Source organism: Pseudomonas sp. PA1(2017) (assembly GCF_001945375.1).
GTDB lineage: Bacteria > Pseudomonadota > Gammaproteobacteria > Pseudomonadales > Pseudomonadaceae > Aquipseudomonas.
This window is the reverse complement of sequence record NZ_MSXU01000013.1, coordinates 14,525-39,351: the sequence shown is the minus strand read 5'-3', so window position 1 is coordinate 39,351 and position 24,827 is coordinate 14,525. Positions and strand designations below refer to the sequence as shown.

The 24,827-nt window shown below is 63.8% G+C and carries 19 protein-coding genes; 13 read left to right on the top strand and 6 right to left on the bottom strand.

What is annotated here, in order from left to right; translation table 11 throughout:
• Positions 1-19: 19 nt before the first annotated feature.
• Both BVH01_RS18500 and thrC read left to right on the top strand, forming a co-directional pair.
• Positions 20-1,324, top strand: a complete 1,305-nt coding sequence (locus tag BVH01_RS18500) for a homoserine dehydrogenase (RefSeq protein ID WP_075931711.1) — start codon at positions 20-22, stop codon at positions 1,322-1,324.
• A gap of 60 nt (positions 1,325-1,384) precedes the next feature.
• Entirely contained in the window at positions 1,385-2,794 is a 1,410-nt protein-coding gene (gene thrC / locus BVH01_RS18495) for a threonine synthase (RefSeq protein WP_075931710.1), read from the top strand.
• Between the two features lie 443 nt (positions 2,795-3,237).
• Here thrC and BVH01_RS18490 read toward each other — a convergent pair whose 3' ends face one another.
• Positions 3,238-3,960 carry an endonuclease gene (locus BVH01_RS18490; protein WP_075931709.1) on the bottom strand — a complete coding sequence of 241 codons (723 nt, stop codon included), beginning with the start codon at positions 3,958-3,960 and terminating at the stop codon, positions 3,238-3,240.
• A 315-nt stretch (positions 3,961-4,275) separates the two neighbouring features.
• Here BVH01_RS18490 and BVH01_RS18485 point away from each other — a divergent pair, with 315 nt between their 5' ends.
• The 8 genes from BVH01_RS18485 (at position 4,276) to BVH01_RS18450 (ending at position 15,296) form a co-directional block, all read left to right on the top strand.
• A complete protein-coding gene (locus tag BVH01_RS18485) occupies positions 4,276-4,890 on the top strand; it encodes a YjfI family protein (protein WP_013790160.1) in 615 nt (204 codons plus the stop codon).
• A 12-nt stretch (positions 4,891-4,902) separates the two neighbouring features.
• Positions 4,903-5,598, top strand: coding sequence for a PspA/IM30 family protein (locus BVH01_RS18480; protein ID WP_075931708.1), 696 nt, complete (start codon positions 4,903-4,905; stop codon positions 5,596-5,598).
• Between the two features lie 72 nt (positions 5,599-5,670).
• Positions 5,671-6,297 carry an OB-fold-containig protein gene (locus BVH01_RS18475; RefSeq protein ID WP_075931707.1) on the top strand — a complete coding sequence of 209 codons (627 nt, stop codon included), beginning with the start codon at positions 5,671-5,673 and terminating at the stop codon, positions 6,295-6,297.
• Positions 6,298-6,335: 38 nt separating this feature from the next.
• Positions 6,336-8,387, top strand: coding sequence for a flotillin family protein (locus BVH01_RS18470; RefSeq protein WP_075931706.1), 2,052 nt, complete (start codon positions 6,336-6,338; stop codon positions 8,385-8,387).
• Positions 8,388-8,477: 90 nt separating this feature from the next.
• Positions 8,478-8,717 carry a hypothetical protein gene (locus BVH01_RS18465; protein WP_075931858.1) on the top strand — a complete coding sequence of 80 codons (240 nt, stop codon included), beginning with the start codon at positions 8,478-8,480 and terminating at the stop codon, positions 8,715-8,717.
• Positions 8,718-8,791: 74 nt separating this feature from the next.
• On the top strand, positions 8,792-14,032 hold the full coding sequence (locus BVH01_RS18460; protein WP_075931705.1) for a DNA repair ATPase: 5,241 nt from the start codon (positions 8,792-8,794) through the stop codon (positions 14,030-14,032).
• Positions 14,029-14,607, top strand: coding sequence for a rhomboid family intramembrane serine protease (locus tag BVH01_RS18455; protein ID WP_013790166.1), 579 nt, complete (start codon positions 14,029-14,031; stop codon positions 14,605-14,607). The genes BVH01_RS18460 and BVH01_RS18455 overlap by 4 nt, the downstream gene beginning before the upstream one ends.
• A 2-nt stretch (positions 14,608-14,609) precedes the next feature.
• Positions 14,610-15,296 (top strand): phospholipase D-like domain-containing protein, encoded by a 687-nt coding sequence (locus BVH01_RS18450; protein WP_075931704.1) that lies wholly within the window; start codon positions 14,610-14,612, stop codon positions 15,294-15,296.
• Between the two features lie 4 nt (positions 15,297-15,300).
• On the opposite strand, the gene BVH01_RS18445 is transcribed toward BVH01_RS18450, so the two are convergent.
• The 5 genes from BVH01_RS18445 to BVH01_RS18425 form a co-directional block, all read right to left on the bottom strand.
• Positions 15,301-16,341, bottom strand: coding sequence for a DUF2157 domain-containing protein (locus BVH01_RS18445; protein ID WP_075931703.1), 1,041 nt, complete (start codon positions 16,339-16,341; stop codon positions 15,301-15,303).
• 77 nt (positions 16,342-16,418) lie between these two features.
• Positions 16,419-17,843 (bottom strand): ATP-dependent RNA helicase RhlB, encoded by a 1,425-nt coding sequence (gene rhlB / locus BVH01_RS18440; protein WP_075931857.1) that lies wholly within the window; start codon positions 17,841-17,843, stop codon positions 16,419-16,421.
• A 101-nt stretch (positions 17,844-17,944) separates the two neighbouring features.
• A complete protein-coding gene (locus BVH01_RS18435) occupies positions 17,945-19,108 on the bottom strand; it encodes a dipeptidase (RefSeq protein ID WP_075931702.1) in 1,164 nt (387 codons plus the stop codon).
• 51 nt (positions 19,109-19,159) lie between these two features.
• Positions 19,160-20,098, bottom strand: a complete 939-nt coding sequence (locus BVH01_RS18430; RefSeq protein WP_075931701.1) for a GGDEF domain-containing protein — start codon at positions 20,096-20,098, stop codon at positions 19,160-19,162.
• A gap of 207 nt (positions 20,099-20,305) precedes the next feature.
• Positions 20,306-20,959, bottom strand: coding sequence for an alpha/beta hydrolase (locus BVH01_RS18425; RefSeq protein ID WP_075931700.1), 654 nt, complete (start codon positions 20,957-20,959; stop codon positions 20,306-20,308).
• 481 nt (positions 20,960-21,440) lie between these two features.
• On the opposite strand from BVH01_RS18425, the gene BVH01_RS18420 reads away from it, so the two are divergent.
• From BVH01_RS18420 to BVH01_RS18410, 3 genes are all read left to right on the top strand, one after another.
• On the top strand, positions 21,441-22,469 hold the full coding sequence (locus BVH01_RS18420) for an amino acid ABC transporter substrate-binding protein (protein WP_070887530.1): 1,029 nt from the start codon (positions 21,441-21,443) through the stop codon (positions 22,467-22,469).
• Between the two features lie 64 nt (positions 22,470-22,533).
• Positions 22,534-23,712 (top strand): amino acid ABC transporter permease, encoded by a 1,179-nt coding sequence (locus BVH01_RS18415; protein ID WP_075931699.1) that lies wholly within the window; start codon positions 22,534-22,536, stop codon positions 23,710-23,712.
• Positions 23,713-23,723: 11 nt separating this feature from the next.
• The gene (locus tag BVH01_RS18410; RefSeq protein ID WP_075931698.1) at positions 23,724-24,821 is read left to right on the top strand and encodes an amino acid ABC transporter permease; all 1,098 of its coding nucleotides are present in this window, start codon (positions 23,724-23,726) and stop codon (positions 24,819-24,821) included.
• Positions 24,822-24,827: the final 6 nt, after the last annotated feature.

Genomic DNA, 24,827 nt, shown 5'->3' with positions numbered 1-24,827 from the left:
TGCAGTTGGGGAGTCTAGTGTGAATCCGGTCAAAGTAGGCATCTGTGGGCTGGGTACCGTCGGTGGCGGTACCGTGAATGTGCTCAAGCGCAACGCCGAGGAAATCGCGCGTCGTGCCGGGCGTGGTATCGAGGTGGCGCAGATCGCCACCCGCACACCCAAGCCCCAGTACCAGTCGACCGGCATTACCATGACCGACGATGTCTTCGCGGTGGCCAGCAACCCCGAGATCGATATCGTCGTGGAGCTCATCGGCGGCTACAGCGTTGCCCGTGAGCTGGTTCTCAAGGCCATCGAGAACGGCAAGCATGTGGTCACCGCCAACAAGGCGCTGATCGCCGTGCATGGCAACGAAATCTTCGCTCGCGCCCGCGAGAAGGGCGTGATCGTCGCGTTCGAGGCGGCGGTGGCTGGTGGCATCCCGGTGATCAAGGCGATCCGCGAAGGCCTGTCGGCCAACCGTATCAACTGGCTAGCCGGTATCATCAACGGCACCGGCAACTTCATCCTCAGCGAGATGCGCGAGAAGGGTCGCACCTTCGAAGACGTGCTGGCCGAGGCCCAGGCCCTGGGTTACGCCGAAGCCGATCCGACCTTCGACGTCGAAGGCATCGACGCGGCCCACAAGCTGACCATCCTGGCGTCCATCGCCTTCGGCATCCCGCTGCAGTTCGACAAGGCCTACACCGAAGGCATCACCAAGCTGACTACGGCCGACGTGAACTACGCCGAGGCGCTGGGCTATCGCATCAAGCACCTGGGTGTGGCGCGCCGTACCGACGCCGGCATCGAGCTGCGCGTACACCCGACGCTGATCCCGGCCGACCGCCTGATCGCCAACGTCAATGGCGTGATGAACGCGGTGATGGTCAATGGCGATGCCGCTGGCAGCACCCTGTTCTACGGCGCCGGTGCCGGCATGGAGGCGACCGCTTCGGCGGTGGTGGCCGACCTGGTCGACGTGGTGCGTGCGTTGACCACCGACCCGACCAACCGCGTGCCGCACCTGGCCTTCCAGCCGGATTCGCTGTCCGACCACCCGATCCTGCCGATCACCGATTGCGAGAGTGCCTACTACCTGCGCATCCAGGCCAAGGATCGCCCAGGCGTGCTGGCCCAGGTGGCAAGCATCCTGTCGGAGCGCGGCATCAACATCGAATCGATCATGCAGAAGGAAGTCGAGGAGCAGGACGGCCTGGTGCCGATGATCCTGGTTACTCATCGCGTTGCCGAGCAGCGCATGAACGACGCCATTTCTGCCCTGGAAGCGCTGGCCGACGTCGTCGGCAACGTGGTGCGCATCCGCGTCGAACAACTCAGCTAATTTCGTCGCGCGCCGCGACCTGCTCGCGGCGTGGCGCCCCAGACCGAAGGTTTGCAGACCATGCGCTATATCAGCACTCGCGGCCAGGCACCGGCCCTGAATTTCGAAGACGTTCTGCTGGCCGGCCTGGCCACTGACGGCGGCCTGTACGTGCCGGAAAACCTGCCACGCTTCAGCCAGGAAGAAATCGCCTCCTGGGCGGGTCTGCCGTATCACGAGCTGGCCTTCCGGGTGATGCGTCCGTTCGTGACCGGCAGCATCCCGGATGCCGATTTCAAAAAGATCCTCGAAGACACCTACGGCGTGTTCGAGCACTCGGCCGTGGCGCCGCTGCGTCAGCTGGGTGGCAACGAGTGGGTGCTCGAGCTGTTCCATGGCCCGACCCTGGCGTTCAAGGATTTCGCTCTGCAGTTGCTCGGTCGCCTGCTCGACTACGTGCTGGCCAAGCGCAACGAGCGCGTGGTGATCATGGGTGCCACCAGCGGTGACACCGGCTCGGCTGCCATCGAAGGCTGCAAGGCCTGCGAGAACGTCGACATCTTCATCATGCACCCGCACAACCGGGTGTCCGAAGTGCAGCGCCGGCAGATGACCACCATTCTCGGCGACAACATCCATAACATCGCCATCGAAGGCAACTTCGACGACTGCCAGGAGATGGTCAAGGCCAGCTTCGCCGACCAGGGTTTCCTCAAGGGCACGCGCCTGGTGGCGGTCAACTCGATCAACTGGGCGCGGATCATGGCCCAGATCGTCTACTACTTCCACGCGGCCCTGCAGCTCGGCGGTCCGGCGCGTTCGGTGGCCTTCTCGGTGCCGACCGGCAACTTCGGCGACATCTTCGCCGGCTATCTCGCCCGCAACATGGGTTTGCCGGTCAGCCAGCTGATCGTCGCCACCAACCGCAACGACATCCTCCATCGTTTCATGAGTGGCAATCAGTACGCCAAGGGCGAGCTGTATCCGACCCTGTCGCCGTCGATGGACATCATGGTCTCGTCGAACTTCGAGCGTCTGCTGTTCGACCTGCACGGTCGCAACGGCCCGTCGATCGCCGCGCTGATGACCGAATTCCGCCAGACCGGCGGCTTCACCGTCGAAGACGATCGCTGGACCGAGGCGCGCAAGCTGTTCGATTCCCTCGCCGTAAGCGATGAGCAGACCTGTCAGACCATCGCCGAGGTGTACGCCGCCACCGGTGAGCTGCTCGACCCGCATACCGCCATCGGTGTGCGTGCTGCCCGCGAGTGCCGTCGCAGCCTGTCCGTGCCGATGGTGGTGCTGGGCACCGCCCATCCGGTCAAGTTCCCGGAGGCCATCGAGAAGTCCGCCGTGGATCAGTCGCCAGCATTGCCGGCGCACCTGGCCGATCTGTTCGAGCGCGAAGAACGCTGCACCGTACTGGCTAACGACCTGCCGACCGTGCAGCAATTCGTCGCCGCGCACGGCAATCGCGGCAAGCCGCTTTAAGCGACAGTGCCGCAAAACGGAAGGCCGGTCATCGAGAGGTGCCGGCCTTTTGTATTTTCAGGCTGGCTGCACAGCGTTGTCGTAGTCTGGGATGGAGCGGAACGATCCCCAAGTTCTATTCGGCACAGAGCAATCTTTCGTGGATTGCACCCGGGTTTCGCTTCGCTCTAAGAACCTGTTCATAATCTTTAAGCCCAGGTTCGGCGACTTTGGCGGCTAAGTGGGGCGCAAGCGGCCGATCGGTCTCGTAGGATGGACTGGTGATTATCTGTGGGAGCGGGCCGTGCCCGCGAAAAATCACGGGCATAGCCCGTTCCCACAGGTGAAGCAACGATGTCCGCTTCTGCCTTGTAGTTGCCGCTTCATGCGCAGATAAGACTTTGAACAGGCTCTAAGCCGGGCTACGACATGCTGATCGGCTCCATTGGGCGCGCTACGGGGATTTACCGCCGATTGACCGCCGCCACCGGCGCCTGCTGGCAAAGCCGCTTGTCCAGCTGGCCGACATAGGGGTTGCCCCAGCCCATCACGCAGCCGACCAGTTGGTTGCGTTGGCGCTCCCACTGTTCGGCGGGGTAGGTCTTGTTCCAGGCGTTGAATAGCTGGCGGTTCTGTTTCGACAGGCGTAGCTGGTAGCGGTCGCTCATGTACAGATAGGTGCGGGCGATCATGCCGCGTACCTGCTGGCGCGGCATCACCTTGCGCGCCTTGAAGTCGACCACCGTCGGGCAGGCGCCATACTGGCTCGGCTTCTGCGGCAGCCAGCCGAAGTCGTAGTTGCTGCGGTCGCCATTGACCTCGCCAATCGCCGGCACCAAGTTGTGCAAGTCCGCCTCGGCGCGGCGGAATACGCTGTCGTTCTTGCTGCAGTTCTTGCGCCCGCCATGCTGCCAGCACTGGCGCTGATGGCCGATCTGCCAGGCCGGGACGATGTGTTCCCACTCGATGCGCGCCGCGCGGTTGGCATTCTTGCGTGGCGTGTAGCCGCAGCTTCTAAGGTCGACGCGGTTGCCCTTGAAGCTGCAACCGCAATAGAACTCCACCGACTGGCGTTCGTAGAGCGTCCAGCCGATCTTCTTGGCCTGGCTGAAGCTCTGGGGTGGAGCGGCTTGGAGGGAGGTGCAGAGGGTGAGGCACAGCAGGGCGAGGATGCTGCGAAACGGCATGCGGCTTTCCTAAAAAGTGCCGCATCATACCGGCTCGTTGCGCTTTGCCAAGGCTGGCCCATTGATGGCGTCTATCTAAAGCTGTTCCGCCCCGCGCAGCAATGCGGCTTACGCCCGGTCAAGAGCGCGCCCAGGTCCCATTCACTTCTCTGCGACGCAGTTGGCGAACGAGCGTTGATTTCTGGGCTAGAGTTGGTCGGCTGAATTCCCGCCCGAGAGGCTTCCTGCGCCTTGCGAATGAGCTCGTTCACACCGTTTGGATAAATTACATGTGATGTATTGAGTTATCACATGTGATGTTCTAGTCTGTGCTTCATGGAAAACAAATCATCTGCGCACTACCAGCGTCTTTTCCGTCAGCGTCTGCGTGAGCAGGGGCTGGTGAAGAAGGAGGTCTGGATTCTGCCCGAGCATGCCCAGAGGCTCTCGGCGGTCGAAAGGAAACTTCGCCAGCCCCAGCCGGAGCTGGCTTCAATGGAGGAGGGGGTGAGCATGCCTCAGGTTTGGACTGCACAAACGTTGTTCGACGCGCTGTCGGCGACAGAGCCGTTTGCCGATGGCCGCGCGGCCGTCGAGCTGATCCAGGGTGCCGACGCCAGTCTGCACGTGACCATGAAGGAATACGGCGATCTGCCGCTGTTCATCGCCGTGTTCGGTGATCAGATCGTGGTCGAGGCGCTGCTCTGGCCGGCCAGCGACGTGCGCGACACCGCCGCCTTCAACGAGGAAGTGCTGCGCAGCCACAAGCTGTTCCCGCTGTCCTGCGTGGGGCTCGAAACCCTGCCGGACGGTCAGGCCTGCTACACCATGTTCGGTGCGCTCAGCGCCTCGTCGATCCTGCCCAACGTGGTGCTCGAGATCGAAACGCTGGCGGACAACGTCATCAAGGCGACCGAAGCCTACGAAGACTTCCTCAAGGCCAGTGCATAAGGAGACATGCCCATGAACGTCTGGAGCAAATTGCTGACGGCGCTGCGCGGCGGTGCCAACGAAATGGGTGAGGCGCTGGTCGATGGCCAGGCCCTGCGCATTCTCGATCAGGAAATCCGCGACGCTGACGTCGAGCTGCGCAAATCCAAGGAAGCCTTGGCCGAAATCATGGCCAAGCAGAAGCTGGCCGCCGAGCGCGCCAGCAAGTCCGCCGCCAAGATCGCCGAGTACGAGCAGTACGCGGTAAAGGCGCTGGAAACCGGCAAGGAAGACCTGGCCGCCGAAGTGGCCGGCAAGATCGCCAACCTGGAAATCGAACTGGGTAGCGAGCGCGAGCAGGCCGATGCCTACGCCGCCAGCGTGGCCCAGCTGCGTACGGCGGTGAGCCAGGCGGAGGCCAACATCAAACGCCTGAAACAGCAGGTCGATACCGTCAAGGCCACCGAAAGCGTGCAGAAGGCGCAGATGGCCGTGGCCCAGCGCTACGGCGGCTCCCAGGCCAAGCTGCACACGGCGGTCGAGTCGCTGGAACGCATCAAGCAGCAGCAGGCCGAGCGCGCGGCGAAGATGGAAGCGGCGGCCGAGCTGGCCGAGGCCTCCAACCCTGACGAGTCGCTGGACGCCAAGCTGCGCGCCGCCGGTATCGTCGCCGACAAGAGCAGCGCCGACAGCGTGCTGGCACGCCTCAAGGACAAGGCCAAGCCCTGATCTCAGGCTGGTTCGTAGCGGCATCGATGGCGGGGCCAGCAGGCTCCGCCATGTTTTCAGGGATAGGAAACCATGGAAATCTTCCTGCAGGTCTCATTGGCGTTCCCGACGGTCATCTTCAGCTTCCTGCTGTGTCTGGCGGTGGTGTACTGGGTCATCGTCGCGTTCGGCCTGATCGAGATCGACGTGCTCGACGTCGAGGCCGATTCCGCCCTGGAAGGCCCGGCGGCAGCGCTCCTGTCCAAACTCAAGCTGCGGGACGTACCGCTGACGCTGGTACTGACGCTGCTGTCCTTCTTCGCCTGGTTCATCAGCTATTTCGCCGACCTCTGGCTGCTCGGCCTGTTGCCACTGGAGTGGCTGCGCTATCCGCTCGGCGTCGTGGTCGCCGTACTGGCGCTGATGCTCGCCGTGGCGCCCACCCGTCTGCTTTGCGCGCCGCTGCGCCCGCTGTTTCTCAAGCTGGAAGTGACCAGCAGCAAGAGCGTGCTCGGCCAGACCGCGGTGGTACGCAGCGGGCGGGTGACTGCCAGCCATGGCGAGGCCGTGCTGGAGGATGGCGGGGCGGGGTTGATCCTGCGCGTGCGCGCTGACGAGCAACTGGGTTTCAAGCGCGGTGATCGCGTGGTTTTACTGGAGTATCTGGAGGCGCAGCACGCCTACCGGGTGATAACCGAGGATGAGTTCCGCGGCGTCTGAACCGTCGGTTCCGTTTGTCTCAAAGGAGATTGAGTGCAATGTACAACCTTCCCCCGTCGCTGATCCCCGTGTTGGTCGGGGTCGGCCTGGTCGCCCTGCTGATCATCGGCCTGCTGGCCCTGTTCAAGGCCTTCTACATCAAGGTTCCCCAGGGTACGGCGCTGATCGTCAACGACATGTCGTCGACGCCCAAGGTGCATTTCACCGGTGCGCTGGTGTACCCGGTCATCCACCTCAAGGAGTTCATGAAGATCTCCCTGATCACCCTGGAAGTCGACCGCCGCGCCAAGGACGGGCTGATCTGCCGCGACAACATGCGCGCCGACATCACCGTGGCCTTCTACCTGCGCGTCAACGAGACCCAGGAAGACGTGCTCAAGGTGGCCAAGGCCATCGGTGTGGAGCGTGCCTCCGATCGTGCGGCGGTCAACGAGTTGTTCAACGCCAAGTTCTCCGAAGCCCTGAAGACCGTCGGCAAGCAGTTCGACTTCGTCCAGCTGTTCGAGAACCGCCAGGAGTTTCGCGACCGCATCGTCGAGGTGATCGGCAACGACCTCAATGGCTACGTGCTCGAGGACGTGGCCATCGACTACCTGGAGCAGACCGCCAAGAGCTCCCTGGACCCGAGCAACATTCTCGATGCCGAAGGCATCCGCAAGATCACCGAGCTGACCGCTGCGCAGAACGTCATCACCAATGACCTTGAGCGCAACGAAGAGCTGGCGATCAAGAAAAAGAACGTCGAAACCCGTGAGGCGACCCTGGCCCTCGAGCGCCAGCAGGCCGACGCCGAGGCGCGCCAGAAACGCGAGGTGGAAACCATCCGTGCCCGTGAGGAAGCGGAAACCCTAAAGGTGCGCGAAGAAGAGCGCCTGAAGGCCGAGCAGGCGCGCATCCAGACCCAGCAGGAGCTGGACATCCGCGCCGAGAACCACCAGCGCGAAGTGGAAGTGGCCCAGCAGAATCGCCAGCGCGCCGTGGTCATCGAGGTCGAGAAGGTCACCCGCGCCAAGGATCTGGAAGTGGTGGCCCGCGAGCGCGAGGTCGAGCTGCAGCGCATCGAGAAGGAAAAGGCGCTGGAAGAAGAGCGCAAGAACATCGCCAGCGTGGTGCGCGAGCGCGTGGCGGTGGAAAAGACCGTCGCCCAGGAAGAAGAGCGCATCAAGGAAGTACGCGAAGTATCCGAAGCCGAGCGCCTCAAGCAGGTCACCGTACTCAATGCCCAGGCCGAAGCCGAGCAGGAGCTGGTGCGCCAGGTCAAGCAGGCTGAAGCCGACGAAACCCGCTCCAAGCACAAGGCCGTGGAAATCAACAACCTTGCCCAGGCCGAACTGGAAGCCGCAGCCAAGAGTGCCGAGGCCAAGAAGAAGCTCGCCGAAGGCATCGAAGCCGAGCGTGCTGCGCCTGGCCTGGCCGATGCGCGAGTGCGTGAAGTCACCGCCGCGGCCAAGGAGAAGGAAGGCCTGGCCGAAGCCCGCGTGCAGGCCGAGCGTCTGATCGCCGAGGCCAAGGGCGAGCAGGAAAAAGGCCTGGCTCAGGCGCGCGTGACCGAAGCGCAAGCTGCCGCCAAGGAAAAAGACGGCCTGGCCGACGCCAAGGTGCTGGAAGAGAAGCTCGGCGCCCAGGCGCGCGGCGAGGAGCAGCTCGGTGTGGCCAAGGCCAAGGCGACCCAGGATCTGGGCATGGCCGAAGCTCAGGTATTGCTGGAGCGCCTGAACGCTGAAGCCGAAGGTCTGGGCAAGAAGTTCGGTGCCCTGGATGCGCTCAGCGACAACGCCCGCCAGCACGAAGAGTTCCGCATGCAGCTGGAGAAGAGCTTCGAGGAAGCCATGGCCGCCATCGCCGCCAACAAGGACATCGCCAAGGATCAGGCCGAGGTACTGGCCACCGCGCTGGCCAAGGCGAAGATCGAGATCGTCGGCGGCGAAGGCGACTTCTTCAACTCGTTCGCCAAGTCCCTGTCGGTGGGCAAGGCCATCGAAGGCGTGGTCGGCAAGAGCCCGGTGGTGCAGGACGTGCTCGCGCGTTTGCTGCAGGGCCGCGCCGCCGACGCCAAGCCGCCTGTAGTGAGCGACAGCGACGCGGTGTAAGCGGCGGTGCCAGGCTCCAGCCGTTACTGGCTGGAGCCTGTGATGCGATTCAGTGCGGGCCAGGCCTGCCTCAATGACAAGGAAAGTGGCATGTCGCAATCAAGAGATCACCTGGAAATGACCTTTCGCAGCATCCAGTGCTTTGCCGATGACGGCCGCCTGGACGCCGCCGAACTGGGCTCGTTGTTGGCCATCGCCGAGCGCGACGGCGTGATCGATGATGATGAGATCCGCGTGCTGACGCGCATCATCGCCCGCATCAAACCCGAAGAGCTCGACCCCGCGATGCGCGAAAAGCTCGCCGAGATCGCCCGCAAGATCGGTGCCTGAGCACCGCCTCATCCGTTTCGCCCCGGCCATGACGGGGCCTTGCTTGCAGACCGCGCAGATTCAGGAAGACCATGATGTCGGACGCCCAAGCCGAAAACACCCAGCAGGACATTCTCGACAAGGCCGTGGCCGAAGGCGGTGCCTACGAGGTGCTGCACAAGCGCCTGCAGGAACAGGGGCTGCGCCTGCGCCAGCGCACCGAGGCGCTCAACGAGCAGCGCCTGCAGGAGTTCGGCAGCAGCCAGATGGAAGTGATCGGGCGGGTGCGTATCCGTACCGAGAACAACTGCATCGCCCGCGATATCGTGCAGGTCGGCGACTGGCTGCTGTTCGGCTACAACGTGTTCATGGGCCTGAAGAAGGAAACCGCGGTCGCCGACGTGTTCTCCCTCTATCGCCTGGTAGAGGGCAGCGAGGGTTATGAAGCCGAAGCGGTCGCCCTGGACGGCACTTTCCTGAGCCAGAGCGGCTTCGTCAACGACTTCAACGAGCTGTACACCTATTACAAGAACACCCGGCTGCTGCAATTGGCGATTCGCGACGGCAAGCTGCTGGCCAGTTTCCAGATCGGCGAGCGGATCACCGACATCCGCGTGTTCCGCTGGTCGCTGTCGCTCGACGGCAAGGACGTGCGCTATATCGACAACCGCGGCGAGCGCGATATCGCGCTGCCGGCGCCGTTCGATTTCGAGTGGCAGAAAACCACCCGCGAGATGACGGTCAACGGCCGCCATCCGCACCTGAACATCCTCGACACGGTATTCGTCGAGACGGTCGGCGGCGACCTGACCATCAAGGTCGAGAACAACACCGAAAGCGGCCAGGGCATCTACCGCGAAGAGGTGATGGACAAGACCCAGTCGCTGGACGATGCACAGATCGAATACGCTGCTCTGGGCAGCCTGATCCTGCTCAAGGTGCTGCCGTACCGCGAGGAGCAGTGGCGCTACCTGGTGTTCAACCGCCTGACCCGCAAGGTCGAGCGCATCGACGCCATCGGCCTGGCCTGCGTGCAGCTGCCCGAAGACCACGGCATCATCTTTCCCGGCGGTTATTACCTGCAAAATGGCGAGCACAAGACCTTCGAGCAATCGATGGCCGGCATGCGCTTCAAGCGCTCGGTGCGCTCGCCCAACGGCGAGGACGTGCAATACATCTTCTACCACCCCGGTGAAGGCCGCGCGGTGCTGCTGACCTACAACATGGTTACCCGCCAGTTGCAGAACCCGATCTTCGGCCACGGCTACGCACGCCTGGAAGATGGGCGCATGGTGATCTTCTCCGCCGAGGGTGACGAGCCCACGCGCATTCACCCCATGCAAGTCTGGCAGACGCCCTTCGAGAGCGAGGAGTTCGCCGCCCGCCAGCCAGCGCGCAGCGGTTTCTTCGGGCGCATCGGCAATGCCGAATTGGTGCGCGGGGTGTCTGACCTGTTCAACCTCAGCCGCGAAATCGACAGCCGTGAAGTGTCGGTGGCGCGCTACAGCCTGCTGTGCCAGAACACCCGCCGGCTGTTCGATATTTATCACTGGCTGAGCGACCCGCAGTGCGCCGAGTTGGCGCCGCTGCTGCGCGAGATCGCCGCCACTGGCGAGCTGGTGCTCGACGAATTCGAGAAAGTCGAGAGCATTCGCCAGCAGTCCGCCGCAGCCATGGCTGACGCCGAAAGCCGCCAGAAGGCGCTGCTGGAAAGCGTGCGTTCGGATACCTGGGAAAAGGTCGAGCAATACGTCGACGCGCTCAATGCGATCACCGCCCAACGTGGTCAACTGCTGACCATCCGTGACTACCGCTACATCGACGTGGCGCGTATCGACGCCATGGAAACCGCGCTGCTCGAAGCCCGTGACCAGACCGCCGCGGCGACCTCGCGCTTCCTGGCCGGTGACGCCGCACTGCAGCCCTATCACCACGACCTGCAGGTGTTCGACGAGCAGGCGCAGAAAGCCGAGAGCGTCGCCCAGCTTGCCGAGCCGCTGGCCGGCCTCAACGAGATGGCCGGCAACCTGGACATGCTGTCCGGGCTGATGGCCTCGTTGCAGATCGACGACGCCACCGAGCGCACGCGCATCGTCGATGCCATTTCCGAGGTATACGCCAAACTCAATCAGGCCAAGGCGCGCGCCGAGCAGCGCCGCAAGGGCCTGGGGTCGGCCGAGACCGTGGCGCAGTTCGGTGCGCAGTTCAAACTGTTCAGCCAGAGCATCACCAACGCCCTGGCGCTGGCCCAGGACCCGGAGAAGTGTGATGAACAGTTGTCGCGCCTGTTGGTGCAGCTCGAGGAGCTGGAAAGCCAGTTCGGCGATCACGAACAGTTTCTCGGTGACATCCTCGCCAAGCGCGAGGAGCTGCTGGAAACCTTCGAGGCGCACAAGCAGAGCCTGCTCGACGAGCGTCAACGCAAGGCCCAGGGCCTGCTCGACGCTGCGCGGCGGATTCTCGACAGCCTCGGCCGGCGTACCGCCAAGTTCACCGAGGCCCAGGAACTCAACGCCTTCTTTGCCGCCGACCCGCTGATCCTCAAGCTGCGCGAACTGGCCGAGCGTCTGCGTGAGCTCAAGGACAGCGTCAAGGCCGATGACGTCGAGGCGCGCCTCAAGGCCGCTCGCGACCAGGCCGTGCGCGCGCTGCGCGACAAGAGCGAACTGTTCGAGGCCGGCGGCGACGTCATCAAGCTGGGGCCACGCCACCGTTTCGCGGTCAATACCCAGGAGCTCGACCTGACCCTGCTGCCGCGTGGCGACGGGCTGTTCCTGCACCTGACCGGCACCGACTTTCTCGAGCCGTTGCACGATGCCGAACTCGATGGCCTGCGCGATTACTGGCAGGTCAGCCTGGAGTCCGAATCGGCGGCGCTGTACCGCGGCGAGTACCTGGCCGGCCTGGTGCTCGACGCTGCGGTGCGCCATACCGATGGCCTGAGCCTGGATCAGCTCAAGGCGCACATGAGCCAGCCCGACGAGTTGCTCAAGCGCATCCGCGAGTTCGCCGCGCCGCGTTACAAGGAGGGTTACCAGAAGGGCATCCACGACCAGGACGCCATGGCCATCCTGCTGCGTCTGCTGGCGCTGCGCGAGGCGGCTGGCCTGTTGACCTATTCGCCACGGGCCCGCGGCCTGGCGCTGTTCTTCTGGAACCGCTGGCGCGAAGACGTGGAGGCTGCCCACTGGCCGGAGCGGGCGCGCACCTGCGCCAACATCCGCCAGCTGTTCGGCCGCGACGACGGCATCCGCCAGCTACGCGAGGAAGTGCTCAAGGCGCTGCACGGTTTTCTCGTCCGCCACCCGATGCCGTTCGACGCCGCGCTGCAGCGCGAGGCGGCCGAATACCTGGTCGAGGAGCTGGCCGCCCCGCGCATCGAATTCGTGGTCAGCAAGTATGCCCGCGACCTGTTCGATGGCCTGCGCCAGCACCTGCAGGCCGCCCATGTGTGGGAGGGCTACGTGCAGGCCCAGGAGCGCCTGCGTGGGCGCCCGGATCAGCGCTGGGCGCTCGCCGAGAACTGGCTGCAGGCCTACTGCGCGCAGCAGGGCCAGACGCATCTGCAGGCCTATGTGGCGGAAGCCGTGGCCCTTGGCTTGATCGACAGCGACCTGCCGCAGCGCGTCACCGAGGCCGATCTGCAAGTGCGCGTCGAGGGGCTGCTGGGCGACCACCCACGGATCCAGGATGGCACCCTGAGTTTCGCCCTGCACGATTTCTTCCAGCGCCTGCGCCATCACCGCGAGACCTTCCTGCCCGAGTTGCAGCGTTATCAGAACTTGCGCCAGGAGGTGGTCAACCGTGAGCGCACGGCGCTGCGCCTGAGCGAGTTCAAGCCGCGGCCGCTGTCCTCGTTCGTGCGTAACAAGCTTATCAACGACGTGTACCTGGGCTTCATCGGCGACAACCTGGCCAAGCAGATGGGCACCGCCGGGGAGAACAAGCGCACCGACCTGATGGGCCTGCTGATGCTCATCTCGCCGCCCGGCTACGGCAAGACCACGCTGATGGAATACGTGGCCCACCGCCTCGGGCTGATCTTCATGAAAATCAACGGGCCGGCTCTCGGCCACGAGGTGCGCTCCATCGACCCGGCCCAGGCGCCGGACGCCACCTCGCGCCAGGAGCTGGAAAAGCTCAACCTGGCGCTGGAAATGGGTAACAACGTGATGCTCTATGTCGATGACATCCAGCACACCCACCCCGAATTCCTGCAGAAATTCATCTCCCTGTGCGACGGCACGCGGCGCATCGAAGGCGTGTGGAAGGGCAAGACCAAGACCTACGACATGCGTGGCAAGAAGTTCTGCGTGGTGATGAGCGGCAACCCGTACACCGAGTCCGGCGACGTGTTCAAGATCCCCGACATGCTCGCCAACCGCGCCGACATCTACAACCTGGGCGACACCCTGGGCGGCATGCAGGAAGCCTTCGCGCTCTCCTACATCGAGAACGGCCTGACCTCCAACCCGGTGCTGGCGCCCCTGGCCACCCGCGACATGGCCGACGTCTACCGCTTCGTCGCCAAGGCCGAGGGCAAGCCGTTTTCCGCCAACGAGCTGTCGCACAGCTACAGCGGTGCCGAGATCAATGAGATCGTCGCTACCCTGCAGCGCCTGATGCAGGTGCGTGACGTGGTCGGCCGGGTCAACCAGCAGTACATCGTCAGCGCCGCCCAGGCTGACCAGTACCGCACCGAGCCGCCGTTCAAGCTGCAGGGCAGTTACCGCAACATGAACAAGATGGCCGAGAAGATCAGCGCGGTGATGAACGACGCCGAGTTGCTGCAATTGATCGCCGACCACTACCAGGGCGAGTCGCAGCTGCTCACCACCGGTGCCGAGGAAAACCTGCTCAAGCTCGCCGAACTGCGCGGTAACCAGACGCCCGAGCAGTTGGAGCGGTGGACGCAGATCAAGCGCGACTTCATGCGCAACAAGGCCATGGGCGGTAGCGACTCGGACGTCGGCGCCCGAGTGGTGGCGCAGCTCAACGACCTGGTCGAGGGCGTGCGCGGCCTGGCCCGCAGCGAGCCGACGGCGCCGGCGCCGGCGGCTGCCGCCGTGCCCTGGCAGGAGTTGCTGGCCGGCCTGGAACGGCTGCGCGAAGTGCCGCCCAGGGTCGAGGTGGCCGTGCAGGCTGCGCCGCAGCCTGGCATCCAGGCGCTGCTCGAGCGACTGGCCGATAGCCTGCAGGACGGCGTGCTGCCGCTGATCAACGCCATGGACAAGAAGATCGACATCGACCTGGGGACTCACAAGCGCATGGGCGACATGGCCCAGCAACTGCGTGAGATCGCCCGGATGATGGGGCAGGGCGGCGAGGCGCCGTGACGCTCTGGCTGTTGCCGCGCCTGAAGCTGCTGTTCGGTATCGCTGCAGTGATGGTCGTGCTGCAACTGATCAACAGCCTGGACGGCTACAGCCTCAACCGTTTCGGGCTGATCCCGCGCGAGGTGCAGGCGCTGCCGGGCATCGCCCTGGCGCCCTGGTTGCACGGCAGCTGGCTGCACCTGTTCGGCAACCTCAGCGGTTTCATGGTGCTGGGCGCCTTGGCGCTGCTGGAGTCGCGGGCCGAGTTCATCCGCGCCAGCCTGTTCATCATCGTCTTCAGTGGCGTGCTGGTCTGGCTGTTCGGGCGCACCGGCATCCATGTCGGCTCCAGCGGCTGGCTGTTCGGTTTGTGGGGGCTGTTGTTGGGCCGCGCCTGGTTTCGCCGCAGCCTCGCCGACCTGCTGCTGGCGGCCCTGGCTCTGGTGCTGTACGGCGGGTTTTTCTACGGCCTGCTGCCCCAGCAGGGCGTTTCGTTCGAATACCACCTGGCTGGCGCACTGTGCGGCGGCCTGTACGCCTCATGGCAACGCGGCGGCCAGAAACGTCGCACTCGAAAACGGCCTCGACAAGGTTAAAAATGGATTTCAATCGCCTCGACCAACACCTGCGTGACAGCCTCGTCGACCTCAGGCTCAGCAACGAGGAGCGCGACGAACTGCGCGAACTGGGCAACGACCTGACGCCCGACCAGGTGCGCTACATGCGCAACCGGGCCTTCGACTTGGTGCGCGAACTGATCACCGACCCGGCCAACGCCGTGTCGGCCCTGAAATGGCTGGAGCAGGTGATCAAGACGTTGGAGGTGCGCTGTTCACCGATACGTGGCCAGAGCAGTGCGCATTTCAGCCCCGGCGAAAGCTGCCGCCAGCGCATCCGCGACCTGTGCCGCCAGGCCAAAGAATCGGTAGACGTGTGCGTGTTCACCATCTCCGACGATCAGCTCAGCGACGAGCTGATCGCCGTGCACCGCCGCGGGCTGGCCGTGCGCATCATCAGCGACAGCGAAAAGCGCTTCGACGTCGGTAGCGATATCCAGCGACTGATCGATGCCGGTGTGCCGCTGCGCATCGACAACAGCCCGTTTCACATGCACCACAAGTTCGCCCTGTTCGACGGTCGCCTGCTGCTCAACGGCAGCTTCAACTGGACGCGCAGCGCCAGTACCAGCAACGAGGAGAACCTGCTGGTGACCGACGATCCGCATCTGGTCGCCGAGTACCGCCGCGAGTTCGAGATGCTTTGGGAGCGCTACCGACCGAATTGACGGCCTAGGGACGCAGTGCCGGCAGAAATGCCAGGAGACTCGCTGGTAGTTGCCGGCGCAGGGCGTCGCTCATCGCGTCGCGGCGCTTCTGGTAGAGCAGGCCGAGGCCCATTACGCCAAGGCCGATCAGGCTGACCACCACCGGGAACAGCAGCGAATCCTCGAACACGTCGTGGGCCAGGTAGCCCAGATAGCCGGCCACGCCCAGAGCGCCGAAGACCATGAACAGCGGGCGGCGCAGCAATATCGACAGACCGATCAGGCCCAGGTTGATCAGGCAGTACAGCGCCTTGCCCAGTTCGCTGCCGCTGTCCATCAGGCTCAGGCCGCCCCAGAACGCCGTCAACCCGGCCAGGTAACCCCAGAAGGCGTAATCGCGACTGCTGCGGCCGTCCACCAGCAGGCTGGCGAGCAGAATCACCAAGCCGAACCACAGCGACACCTCGCGGCGCTGTTCCCAGCTGAAGTACTCGCCATGCAGCAGCTCGCTGAGGTCCATGGACATGAACCACAGCGCCACGGCAATCGGCATGACGATGAACGGGAAGGGCAGCAGGCGCAGCACCAGCAGGCCGACCAGCACCGTCGCCACCTCCATGACCAGCCAGCCACCCTGCACATAGCGGTAGTAGTCGACGTAGTCCGCCTGCGCGTCATCCAGGGGCCACAGGCCCAGCAGTCTTTGTGCGGCGAACACCACCAGCGGCGTCAGGCTCACCGCCACAGCGCCGAGCAGGCCGCCGGGAATCGGCTGGCCGCGGCGCCATAGGCTGCGCCCGCAGAGCAGGAACAGCAGCAGGTAAGCCGTGCTGATCACCAGTAGCGCCAGGTCGCCGATGTTCATCCAGGCTTCGGTGAGCAGCCAGCCCATGGCGCCCATGATCAGCAGGGCGCCGAAGTAATAGGCAATATGGGAGAGCTGGAAGCTGGGCCGCTCAATGGGCGTTTGCTGCAGAAAGGCCAGCAGGGCCTGATCCTGGCCGGGCTGCAGGACGCCGGCCTGCACGGCGCGGTTGAGTTCACTGGAATCTATGGTCAGTTTCATGGGCGTGGACGTCCTGTCTTGGTGCCGCTGCTTGAAGTCGCAGGGCGTCCCCAGGCGTTGCGCCTGGGCGTAGTCGATCAATGCTTGCGCGGTACGGCCTTGAGCAGCTCGTCCGGTGGCATCTCGCACTGGATCTTGCGGCCGATCAGCTCTTCGATCGGTGGCAGGGCGAAGGCATCGTCCTCGCCGGCAAAGCTGATCGAGGTGCCGCTGGTGCCGGCGCGGCCGGTACGGCCAATGCGGTGCACATAGTCGTCCGGGTCTTCCGGCAGGGTGAAGTTGATCACGTGGCTGATGCCATCGACATGGATGCCGCGGCCGGCCACGTCGGTGGCGACCATGACGCGGATCTTGCCTTCGCGGAAACCTTCCAGGGCACGAATGCGCTTGTGCTGGGGAATGTCGCCGGACATCTGCACCGCACTGATGCCGTCCCGGGTCAGGCGTTCTTCGATACGGCGCACTTCGTCCTTGCGGTTGGCGAACACCATCACGCGAGTCCAGTCGTTCTGGGTCACCAGGTTGTAGAGCAGCTTGTACTTGTCCGCCGAGGCGACGGCGTAGACGTGCTGTTCGACGGTGTCGCTGGCGACGTTCTCCGGCTCGATCTCGACGATGGCCGGGTCGGTGGTCCACTGCTTGGCCAGGTTCATCACGTCTTCGGTGAAGGTGGCGGAGAACAGCAGGGTCTGGCGTTCGCCCTTCATCGGGGTCTGGCGGATGATCTGACGAACCTGAGGGATGAAGCCCATGTCGAGCATACGGTCGGCTTCGTCGAGCACCATCACCTCGACCATGTCCAGGTGCACTTCACCGCGCTGGTTGAAGTCCAGCAGACGGCCCGGGGTGGCTACCAGAATGTCGCAGAAGCGTGATTCCAGCTGCTTGAGCTGCTTGTCGAAGTCCATGCCGCCGACGAAGCTCATCACATTGAGGCCGCTGTACTTGGTCAGTTCCTTGGCGTCGTTGGCGATCTGCACCACGAGTTCGCGGGTCGGCGCGATGATCAGCGCGCGCGGCTCGCCCATGTAGCGATCCTTGGGCGGCGGCGTCTGCTGCAATTGGGTGATGATCGAGATCAGGAAGGCCGCGGTCTTGCCGGTGCCGGTCTGGGCGCGGCCGATGGCGTCCTGGCCCTTGAGCGTGTAGCCCAGTACGCCGGCCTGGATCGGCGTGCAGTACGGAAAGCCCAGGTCGTGAATGGCGTGCATCAGTTCCGGCGACAGCTTGAAGTCGTGGAAGCGCGTCTTGCCAGGGGCGGGTTCGACCTTGAAATCCTCGAGCTTCCAGGTGTCGACCGGCTTGGGCGCACGTTCGCGGCGCGGCTTGGCGGTTTTGCTCTGGGGCTTCTGTTCGGCGCTGGCGGCTTCTTTCGGCGGGCGCGGCTGGCGCTCCTCGCGGGGAGCTGCGGCGGGAGGCGAAGTGGCTTCGAGGGTCGGGGAGACTGAGCTGTGTGGCTCATTTTCGGCTTTGCCGAATATTTTTTTGAGTGCTTTGAGCACGGTCATCTCGTCGATTGATTAAGGAATGAACGCCAGCCAGTGTAAAGCAAGACGCGGGCAGGGCGAAGTACTCTGCCACCGGCGTCATGCGCGCCTGTCGATCAGTTCCCTGGCAGGCTGGCGAGCAGCAGGCGCTGGACGTTGCCGCCCATGATCGCCGCGATGTCGGCGTGGCTGAAACCGGCGCCGAGCAGGCCTTCGGTCAGCTGGGCCAGGCCGGTGACGTCGAAGGGCGCATGAATGGTGCCGTTGAAGTCCGACCCCAGGGCCACGTGTTCGATGCCCACCAGGTCGGCCGTGTAGCGAATCGCCTTGACGATGGCCGCCACCGAAGTGGCGCAAACCGCCGTGTCCCAGTAGCCGACGCCGATCACCCCACCGGTCGCGGCGATGGCGCGAATATGCCGGTCGCTGAGGTTGCGGGTGCCGGGGCAGGTGCCCTCGACGCCGCCGTGGGACACCAGCACTGGGCGCGTGGCCATGGCCAGCACGTCGTCCATGAGCGGGCGCGAGGCGTGGGCCAGGTCGATGAGCATGGATTTCTCTTCCAGGCGCGCGACGACCTCGCGGCCCAGGGACGTCAGGCCACCCTTGTTCAGCCCGTGGGCCGAGCCGCCGATTTCGTTATCGAAGAAGTGGGTCAGGCCGGCCATGCGGAAACCGGCGTCGTAGAGGCGGTCGAGGTTCTCCAGCTTACCTTCAAGCGGGTGCAGGCCTTCGGTGGCCAATATCGTGGCGACGCGACGCGGATCCTGATTCCAGGCCTCGAGAAAGGTGCTCAGGTCGGCTCGGGTCGTGATCAGCACCATCTGACCTCCACTGCCGGCTGCGGCGTTGCGCAGCTTCTCGGCCTGATACAGCGCGCGCTCGAGCAGGCTGGTCCAGGTCGCCCGTGGCCAGCGCTGGGCCATGGCGAGCAGGGTGATGGTGTCGTTGTCGGCGCTGTTGCTTTCGTAGTTCAGCCCGCGGGGCGATTTGGTGACAGTGGAAAACACCTGCAAACCGACGCGCCCGTCGAGCATGCGCGGCAGGTCCGAGTGGCCGTAGCTGTAGCGCTTGAGCAGGTCGCGTTCCCAGAGCAGGGCGTCATCGTGCAGGTCGGCGATGAACAGCGTGTCGTGCAAGCGCGTGGCGGCCTGGCCTACCGGATAGGGGGCGGGGGATTCGACGCTGTTCATGCGCCGGTCGAGCACGCTGGGCAGGGTGAAGAACACCGCGGCGGCAAGGCCCAGAACAATCGGGACGATTAGCAGGCGCTTGCGCATGGTGGCTTTCCAAAAAAAGTGGCCGTCAGCTTGTCACGTGCTCACGGCAATTCAATGACAGAGTCGGTTACGGCCGCTGTTCTTGGCCTTGTACAGAGCCTTGTCGGCCCGGGCGATCAAGCCAGCCAGGCCATCACGGGCGGCCATCTGCGCCAGGCCCAGGGAAATGGTCACGCCCGGCTGGGCGCCCAGCGGCGAATAGAAGGAGCCGATCCCTTCCAGGCTCTCGCGCAGACGCTCGGCCACATCGGCGGCCTGCTGCAGTGCCAGTTCGGGCAACAGCACCACGAATTCCTCGCCGCCAAAGCGCACCAGGCTGTCCCGTGCCCTGAGCTGACGACGCAGGGTGTGGGCGACCAGGCACAGCGCGTAGTCACCGGCGAGGTGACCGTGCTGGTCGTTGTAGTCCTTGAAGTGGTCGACATCGAGCATCAGCAGGCACAGCGGCTGCTTGTCGATCAGGCAGCGCGCACGTTCACGCTCGAATACGTGCTCCAGCCAGCGGCGGTTGAAGGCGCCGGTGAGCTTGTCGACGTTGGCGTTCTGCTCGCTGTTGATCAACTGCCGGTTGCCCTGGCGCACCCGATCACAGAGCACCTTTAGCAGGTTGTGCATCATCTGCGGGGATTGCTGGAACAGTGAAGTGACCGCGTCGCGGTGCAGGCGCAGCACGCTGCTGGGCTCGGTGGCCACCACGTAGGCGCTGGGGTGCTCGTTGTCGAGGAAACTGATCTCGCCGGCGCAATCGCCCGGCCCCAGGGTGGTGACCGGCTGGTTGTCGAGCGAGCCCAGGTACACCTTGAGGCTGCCGGTGACGACTATATAAAGGTACTGATTACGATCGAACGGCGAGAGCAGCACTTCGGCTGCCTCCAGTTCGCAGGGGCGAAAGGCGTCGAGCAATCGGTTGAGGCTTCCGAGCGCGACGTTGTCGAACAGGCGCAGCTGGCGAAGCTGCTGCAGGTCGGTTTGCCAGTGGGCCGCCTTCATGGCATGTGCATCCTTGCTTGAAAACGCTCAACGATCGGCATCGCCAACGCTCCCATGGATCGATGACCGCGTTCGTGATCGACGAACGAGCCTCATTGCCGTGACAGTATCCGCCGTCAGGCAGGCTGACAATCGTCTTGCGTCATGCCGACGACCGGCGGCGCGGGGACTGTGAAGGCCGTCACAGGCGCGCCGCCGAAAGCCGCATTACAGACGGCTTGCGAGCCAGGCGCCGATATGGGCGATTTCTTGCGGTAACACTTCGTGAGCCATCGGGTACTCCTGCCAGGCCACGGCGACACCACGGTTTTGCAGCCAGTCGTGGGCGGTGCGGCCCATGCTCGGCAGCACCACACCATCCTGATTGCCATGCAGGCAGTAGACCGGAACCGCGCGCTGGGCATCGCTCAACTGTAGCTCGTCCGCAAAGCTCGGTGCGTAGGTCGACAGCGCCAGCACGCCGCCCAATGGGCCTTGCCAGCGCAGGAACGCGGCGTGCAGCACCACGGCGCCGCCCTGGGAAAAGCCGGCCAGGAAGATGCGCGCCGGGTCGATGCCGTCATCGCGCTGCGCCTCGATCAGGTCGATGACCTGCTGGGCCGACTGTTCGAGTTGTGCACGGTCGATGGCGCGGGCTGGGCTCATGGCCAGAATGTCGTACCAGCTGGGCATTTCCCAGCCACCGTTGATGGTCACCGGGCGAGTGGGCGCCTGGGGCAACACGAAGCGGGTGCTGCGCAATGATTGCTGCAGCGCCTCGGCGACCGGCTGGAAATCGAAACGGTCTGCACCCAGACCGTGCAGCCAGATCACGCACGAGTCGGCGGGAAGTGGGGGCTGCAGTAGCAATGTGGTATCCATGTGTTGCTCCAATTTGGGGCTGATGCGTTACTTTGGTGCGTGACTGTTTTCCGTCACTGTACTGATCCATGAACTAGATGTCGCAAGATTACAAGTTTGCCCCCTTGACCGCTCTAACTCACGGGTAAAAACAGAGTGTGGTATGGCCTTTGCTATAAACCTCGTGACTGATGTCGTCGGGCCAGCGTGGTAACACCGCGCCGGGCCGCGGAGCAGACGGGAAAGCCGATTTGATGGGGTTTCCAAAAGGTTCGCCGGGCGCTGCATGCCCGTCGATATACAAATTCGCGATCCGTCTCGGGCCTGTTCACCAACGGGCTGGTACGAATGTCGATGACCTGCTCTCGAATGGGTCACGGCGCACGTACCGAGGTCTGGTCACCGGTCTACACTGTTGCTGCCAATAGTGACGACATGTCCCAAAAGGGTACGGCGATCGGGCTGAGACTCCAACACAACAAAAGCAACCGGAGAATGTTCAATGAAGATGGTTAAAACCACCCTGGCGATGTTGACCGCCGCCGCCGTTCTGGGCGCCGCTGGCATGGCTCACGCCGGTGCAACCCTGGACGCCGTAAAGAAGAAAGGCTTTGTACAGTGTGGCGTCAGTGACGGCTTGCCGGGTTTCTCGGTGCCGGATGAGAAGGGCAACTACCAGGGCATCGACGTCGACATCTGCCGCGGTGTGGCCGCCGCAGTGCTGGGCGACGCGACCAAGGTCAAGTACAGCCCGCTGACCGCCAAAGAGCGTTTCACTGCCATTCAGTCCGGTGAAGTCGACGTACTGTCGCGCAACACCACCTGGACCAGCTCCCGCGACGGCGGCATGGGCCTGGTGTTCACCGGCGTGACCTACTACGACGGCATCGGCTTCCTGGTCAACAAGAAGCTGGGCGTTGCCAGCGCCAAGGAACTCGATGGTGCGACCATCTGTATCCAGGCGGGCACCACCACCGAGCTGAACGTCTCCGACTACTTCCGCTCGAACGGCCTGAAATACACCCCGATCACCTTCGACACCTCCGACGAGAGCGCCAAGTCGCTGGAAGCCGGCCGTTGCGACGTGCTGACCTCCGACCAGTCGCAGCTGTACGCACAGCGCATCAAGCTGGGCGCGCCGGATGACTGGGTTGTCCTGCCGGAAGTGATCTCCAAGGAGCCGCTGGGCCCGCTGGTTCGTCGTGGCGACGAAGACTGGATGGCTATCGTCAAGTGGACCCTGTTCGCCATGCTCAACGCCGAAGAGCTGGGCGTCGACTCCAAGAACGTCGAAGCTCTGGCCAAGGAAACCAAGAACCCTGACGTCGCCCGTATGCTGGGTGCCGATGGCGAGTACGGTAAAGACCTGAAGCTGCCGAAGGACTGGGTCGTCCAGATCGTCAAGCAGGTCGGTAACTACGGCGAAGTGTTCGAGCGCAACATCGGCAAGGGCAGCGAGCTGAAGATCGAGCGTGGCCTCAACGCTCTGTGGAACAAAGGCGGTCTGCACTACGCTCCTCCAGTGCGTTGATTGACCTGTCGCCCGGCAGTGCACTGCCGGGCGATTTTCGTTCCGTTATACCTGGGGCATTCCCATGCAGAAAAACATTGGCGCACCGCAGGGGTTCTCCCTTAGCGATCCACGTGTGCGCGCCTGGCTATTCCAAATCATTACCGTTGTGGCCGTGGTCGCAATGGGCTGGTTCCTGTTCAGCAATACACAGACCAACCTGCAACACCGGGGCATCACCTCGGGCTTCGACTTCCTCGAGCGCAGTGCCGGTTTCGGCATCGCCCAACACCTGATCAGCTACACCGAAGCGGACAGCTATGCCCGCGTCTTCGTCATCGGCCTGCTCAACACCCTGCTGGTTTCGTTCATCGGCATCGTGCTGGCCACTATCCTCGGCTTCGTCATCGGTGTCGCGCGCCTGTCGCCGAACTGGATGATCAGCAAGCTGGCGACCGTCTACATCGAAGTCTTCCGCAACATTCCACCGTTGCTGCAGATTCTCTTCTGGTACTTCGCCGTGCTGCTGCCGCTGCCCGGCCCGCGTGCCAGCATCAGCTTGGGCGACAGCTTCTTTCTCAGCAACCGCGGCCTGAACATGCCGGCTGCCGAGGCGACCGGTGCATTCTGGCCGTTCGCGATCGGTGTTCTAGTGACCATCGTCGCCATCGTGATGATGACCCGCTGGGCGAACAAGCGCTTCGAAGCCACCGGCCAGCCGTTCCACAAGTTCTGGGTCGGCCTGGGCATGGCCATCGTCATCCCCACCCTGGTCGCGCTGATCTTCGGCAGCCCGCTGCACTGGTCGGTACCCGAGCTCAAGGGCTTCAACTTCGTCGGCGGCTGGGTGATGATCCCCGAACTGCTGGCGCTGACCGTTGCACTGACCGTCTACACCGCGGCGTTCATCGCCGAGAACGTGCGCTCCGGGATCAACTCGGTCAGCCATGGCCAGACCGAGGCCGCCCGCTCCCTGGGTCTGCGCCCCGGCCCGACGCTGCGCAAGGTGATCATCCCGCAAGCCATGCGCGTGATCATTCCGCCGCTGACCAGCCAGTACCTGAATCTGGCGAAGAACTCGTCCTTGGCTGCCGGTATCGGCTATCCGGACATGGTCTCGCTATTCGCCGGTACCGTACTCAACCAGACAGGGCAGGCCATCGAGGTGATCGCCATCACCATGAGCGTCTACCTGGCGATCAGTATCAGCATTTCCCTGCTGATGAACTGGTACAACAAGCGCATCGCGCTGATCGAGCGGTGAGGACCTAGCGCATGAGCACTCATACTTTCAAACCGGATCTGCCGCCACCCAGCGCCAGCGTTGGCGTGGTCGCCTGGATGCGCAGCAATCTGTTCTCTAGCTGGCTCAACACGCTGCTGACGCTGTTCGCCATTTACCTCATCTGGCTGATGGTGCCGCCGCTGCTCAAGTGGGCGATCTTCGATGCCAACTGGGTGGGCAGCACTCGCGCGGACTGCACCAAGGAGGGCGCCTGCTGGGTGTTCATCCAGTCGCGTTTCAGCCAGTTCATGTACGGCTTCTACCCTAGCGAGCTGCGCTGGCGCGTGGACCTGACCGCCGTGCTGGCCATCGTTGGTGCCGCGCCGCTGTTCATCTCCAAGTTCCCGCGCAAGGCCATCTACGGTATCGCGTTCCTGGTGATCTACCCGGTCGTGGCCTGGTGCCTGCTGCACGGCGGCGTGTTCGGCCTGGAAACCGTGTCGACCAGCCGTTGGGGCGGCCTGATGCTGACCCTGGTGATCGCTGCCGTCGGTATCGCCGGTGCGTTGCCGCTGGGCATCCTGCTGGCGCTGGGGCGTCGCTCCAACCTGCCGGCGGTGAAGGTGGTCTGCGTGACCTTCATCGAGTTCTGGCGTGGTGTGCCACTGATCACCGTACTGTTCATGTCCTCGGTGATGCTGCCGCTGTTCCTGCCCGAAGGCATGAGCTTCGACAAGCTGATGCGTGCCCTGATCGGCGTCATCCTGTTCCAGTCGGCCTACATCGCCGAAGTGGTACGCGGTGGCCTGCAGGCGATTCCCAAGGGGCAATACGAAGCGGCCGGCGCCATGGGCCTGGGCTACTGGCGGATGATGGGTCTGGTGATCCTGCCGCAAGCGCTCAAGCTGGTGATCCCGGGCATCGTCAATACCTTCATCGCCCTGTTCAAAGACACCAGTCTGGTGATCATCATCGGCCTGTTCGACCTGCTCAACAGCGTCAAGCAGGCGGCTGCCGACCCGGCGTGGCTGGGCATGGCGACCGAGGGCTACGTGTTCGCCGCCCTGATTTTCTGGATTTTCTGTTTCGGTATGTCGCGCTACTCCATGCATCTGGAGAGGAAGCTCGACACTGGCCACAAGCGTTAGGAGTCA

Coding starts and splice junctions, on each gene's coding strand:
- thrC (WP_075931710.1), top strand. CDS start 1,385: ATGCGCTATATCAGCACTCGCGGCCAGGCACCGGCCCTGAATTTCGAA.
- BVH01_RS18490 (WP_075931709.1), bottom strand. CDS start 3,960: ATGCCGTTTCGCAGCATCCTCGCCCTGCTGTGCCTCACCCTCTGCACC.
- BVH01_RS18485 (WP_013790160.1), top strand. CDS start 4,276: ATGGAAAACAAATCATCTGCGCACTACCAGCGTCTTTTCCGTCAGCGT.
- BVH01_RS18480 (WP_075931708.1), top strand. CDS start 4,903: ATGAACGTCTGGAGCAAATTGCTGACGGCGCTGCGCGGCGGTGCCAAC.
- BVH01_RS18475 (WP_075931707.1), top strand. CDS start 5,671: ATGGAAATCTTCCTGCAGGTCTCATTGGCGTTCCCGACGGTCATCTTC.
- BVH01_RS18470 (WP_075931706.1), top strand. CDS start 6,336: ATGTACAACCTTCCCCCGTCGCTGATCCCCGTGTTGGTCGGGGTCGGC.
- BVH01_RS18465 (WP_075931858.1), top strand. CDS start 8,478: ATGTCGCAATCAAGAGATCACCTGGAAATGACCTTTCGCAGCATCCAG.
- BVH01_RS18460 (WP_075931705.1), top strand. CDS start 8,792: ATGTCGGACGCCCAAGCCGAAAACACCCAGCAGGACATTCTCGACAAG.
- BVH01_RS18450 (WP_075931704.1), top strand. CDS start 14,610: ATGGATTTCAATCGCCTCGACCAACACCTGCGTGACAGCCTCGTCGAC.
- BVH01_RS18445 (WP_075931703.1), bottom strand. CDS start 16,341: ATGAAACTGACCATAGATTCCAGTGAACTCAACCGCGCCGTGCAGGCC.
- BVH01_RS18435 (WP_075931702.1), bottom strand. CDS start 19,108: ATGCGCAAGCGCCTGCTAATCGTCCCGATTGTTCTGGGCCTTGCCGCC.
- BVH01_RS18430 (WP_075931701.1), bottom strand. CDS start 20,098: ATGAAGGCGGCCCACTGGCAAACCGACCTGCAGCAGCTTCGCCAGCTG.
- BVH01_RS18425 (WP_075931700.1), bottom strand. CDS start 20,959: ATGGATACCACATTGCTACTGCAGCCCCCACTTCCCGCCGACTCGTGC.
- BVH01_RS18420 (WP_070887530.1), top strand. CDS start 21,441: ATGAAGATGGTTAAAACCACCCTGGCGATGTTGACCGCCGCCGCCGTT.
- BVH01_RS18415 (WP_075931699.1), top strand. CDS start 22,534: ATGCAGAAAAACATTGGCGCACCGCAGGGGTTCTCCCTTAGCGATCCA.
- BVH01_RS18410 (WP_075931698.1), top strand. CDS start 23,724: ATGAGCACTCATACTTTCAAACCGGATCTGCCGCCACCCAGCGCCAGC.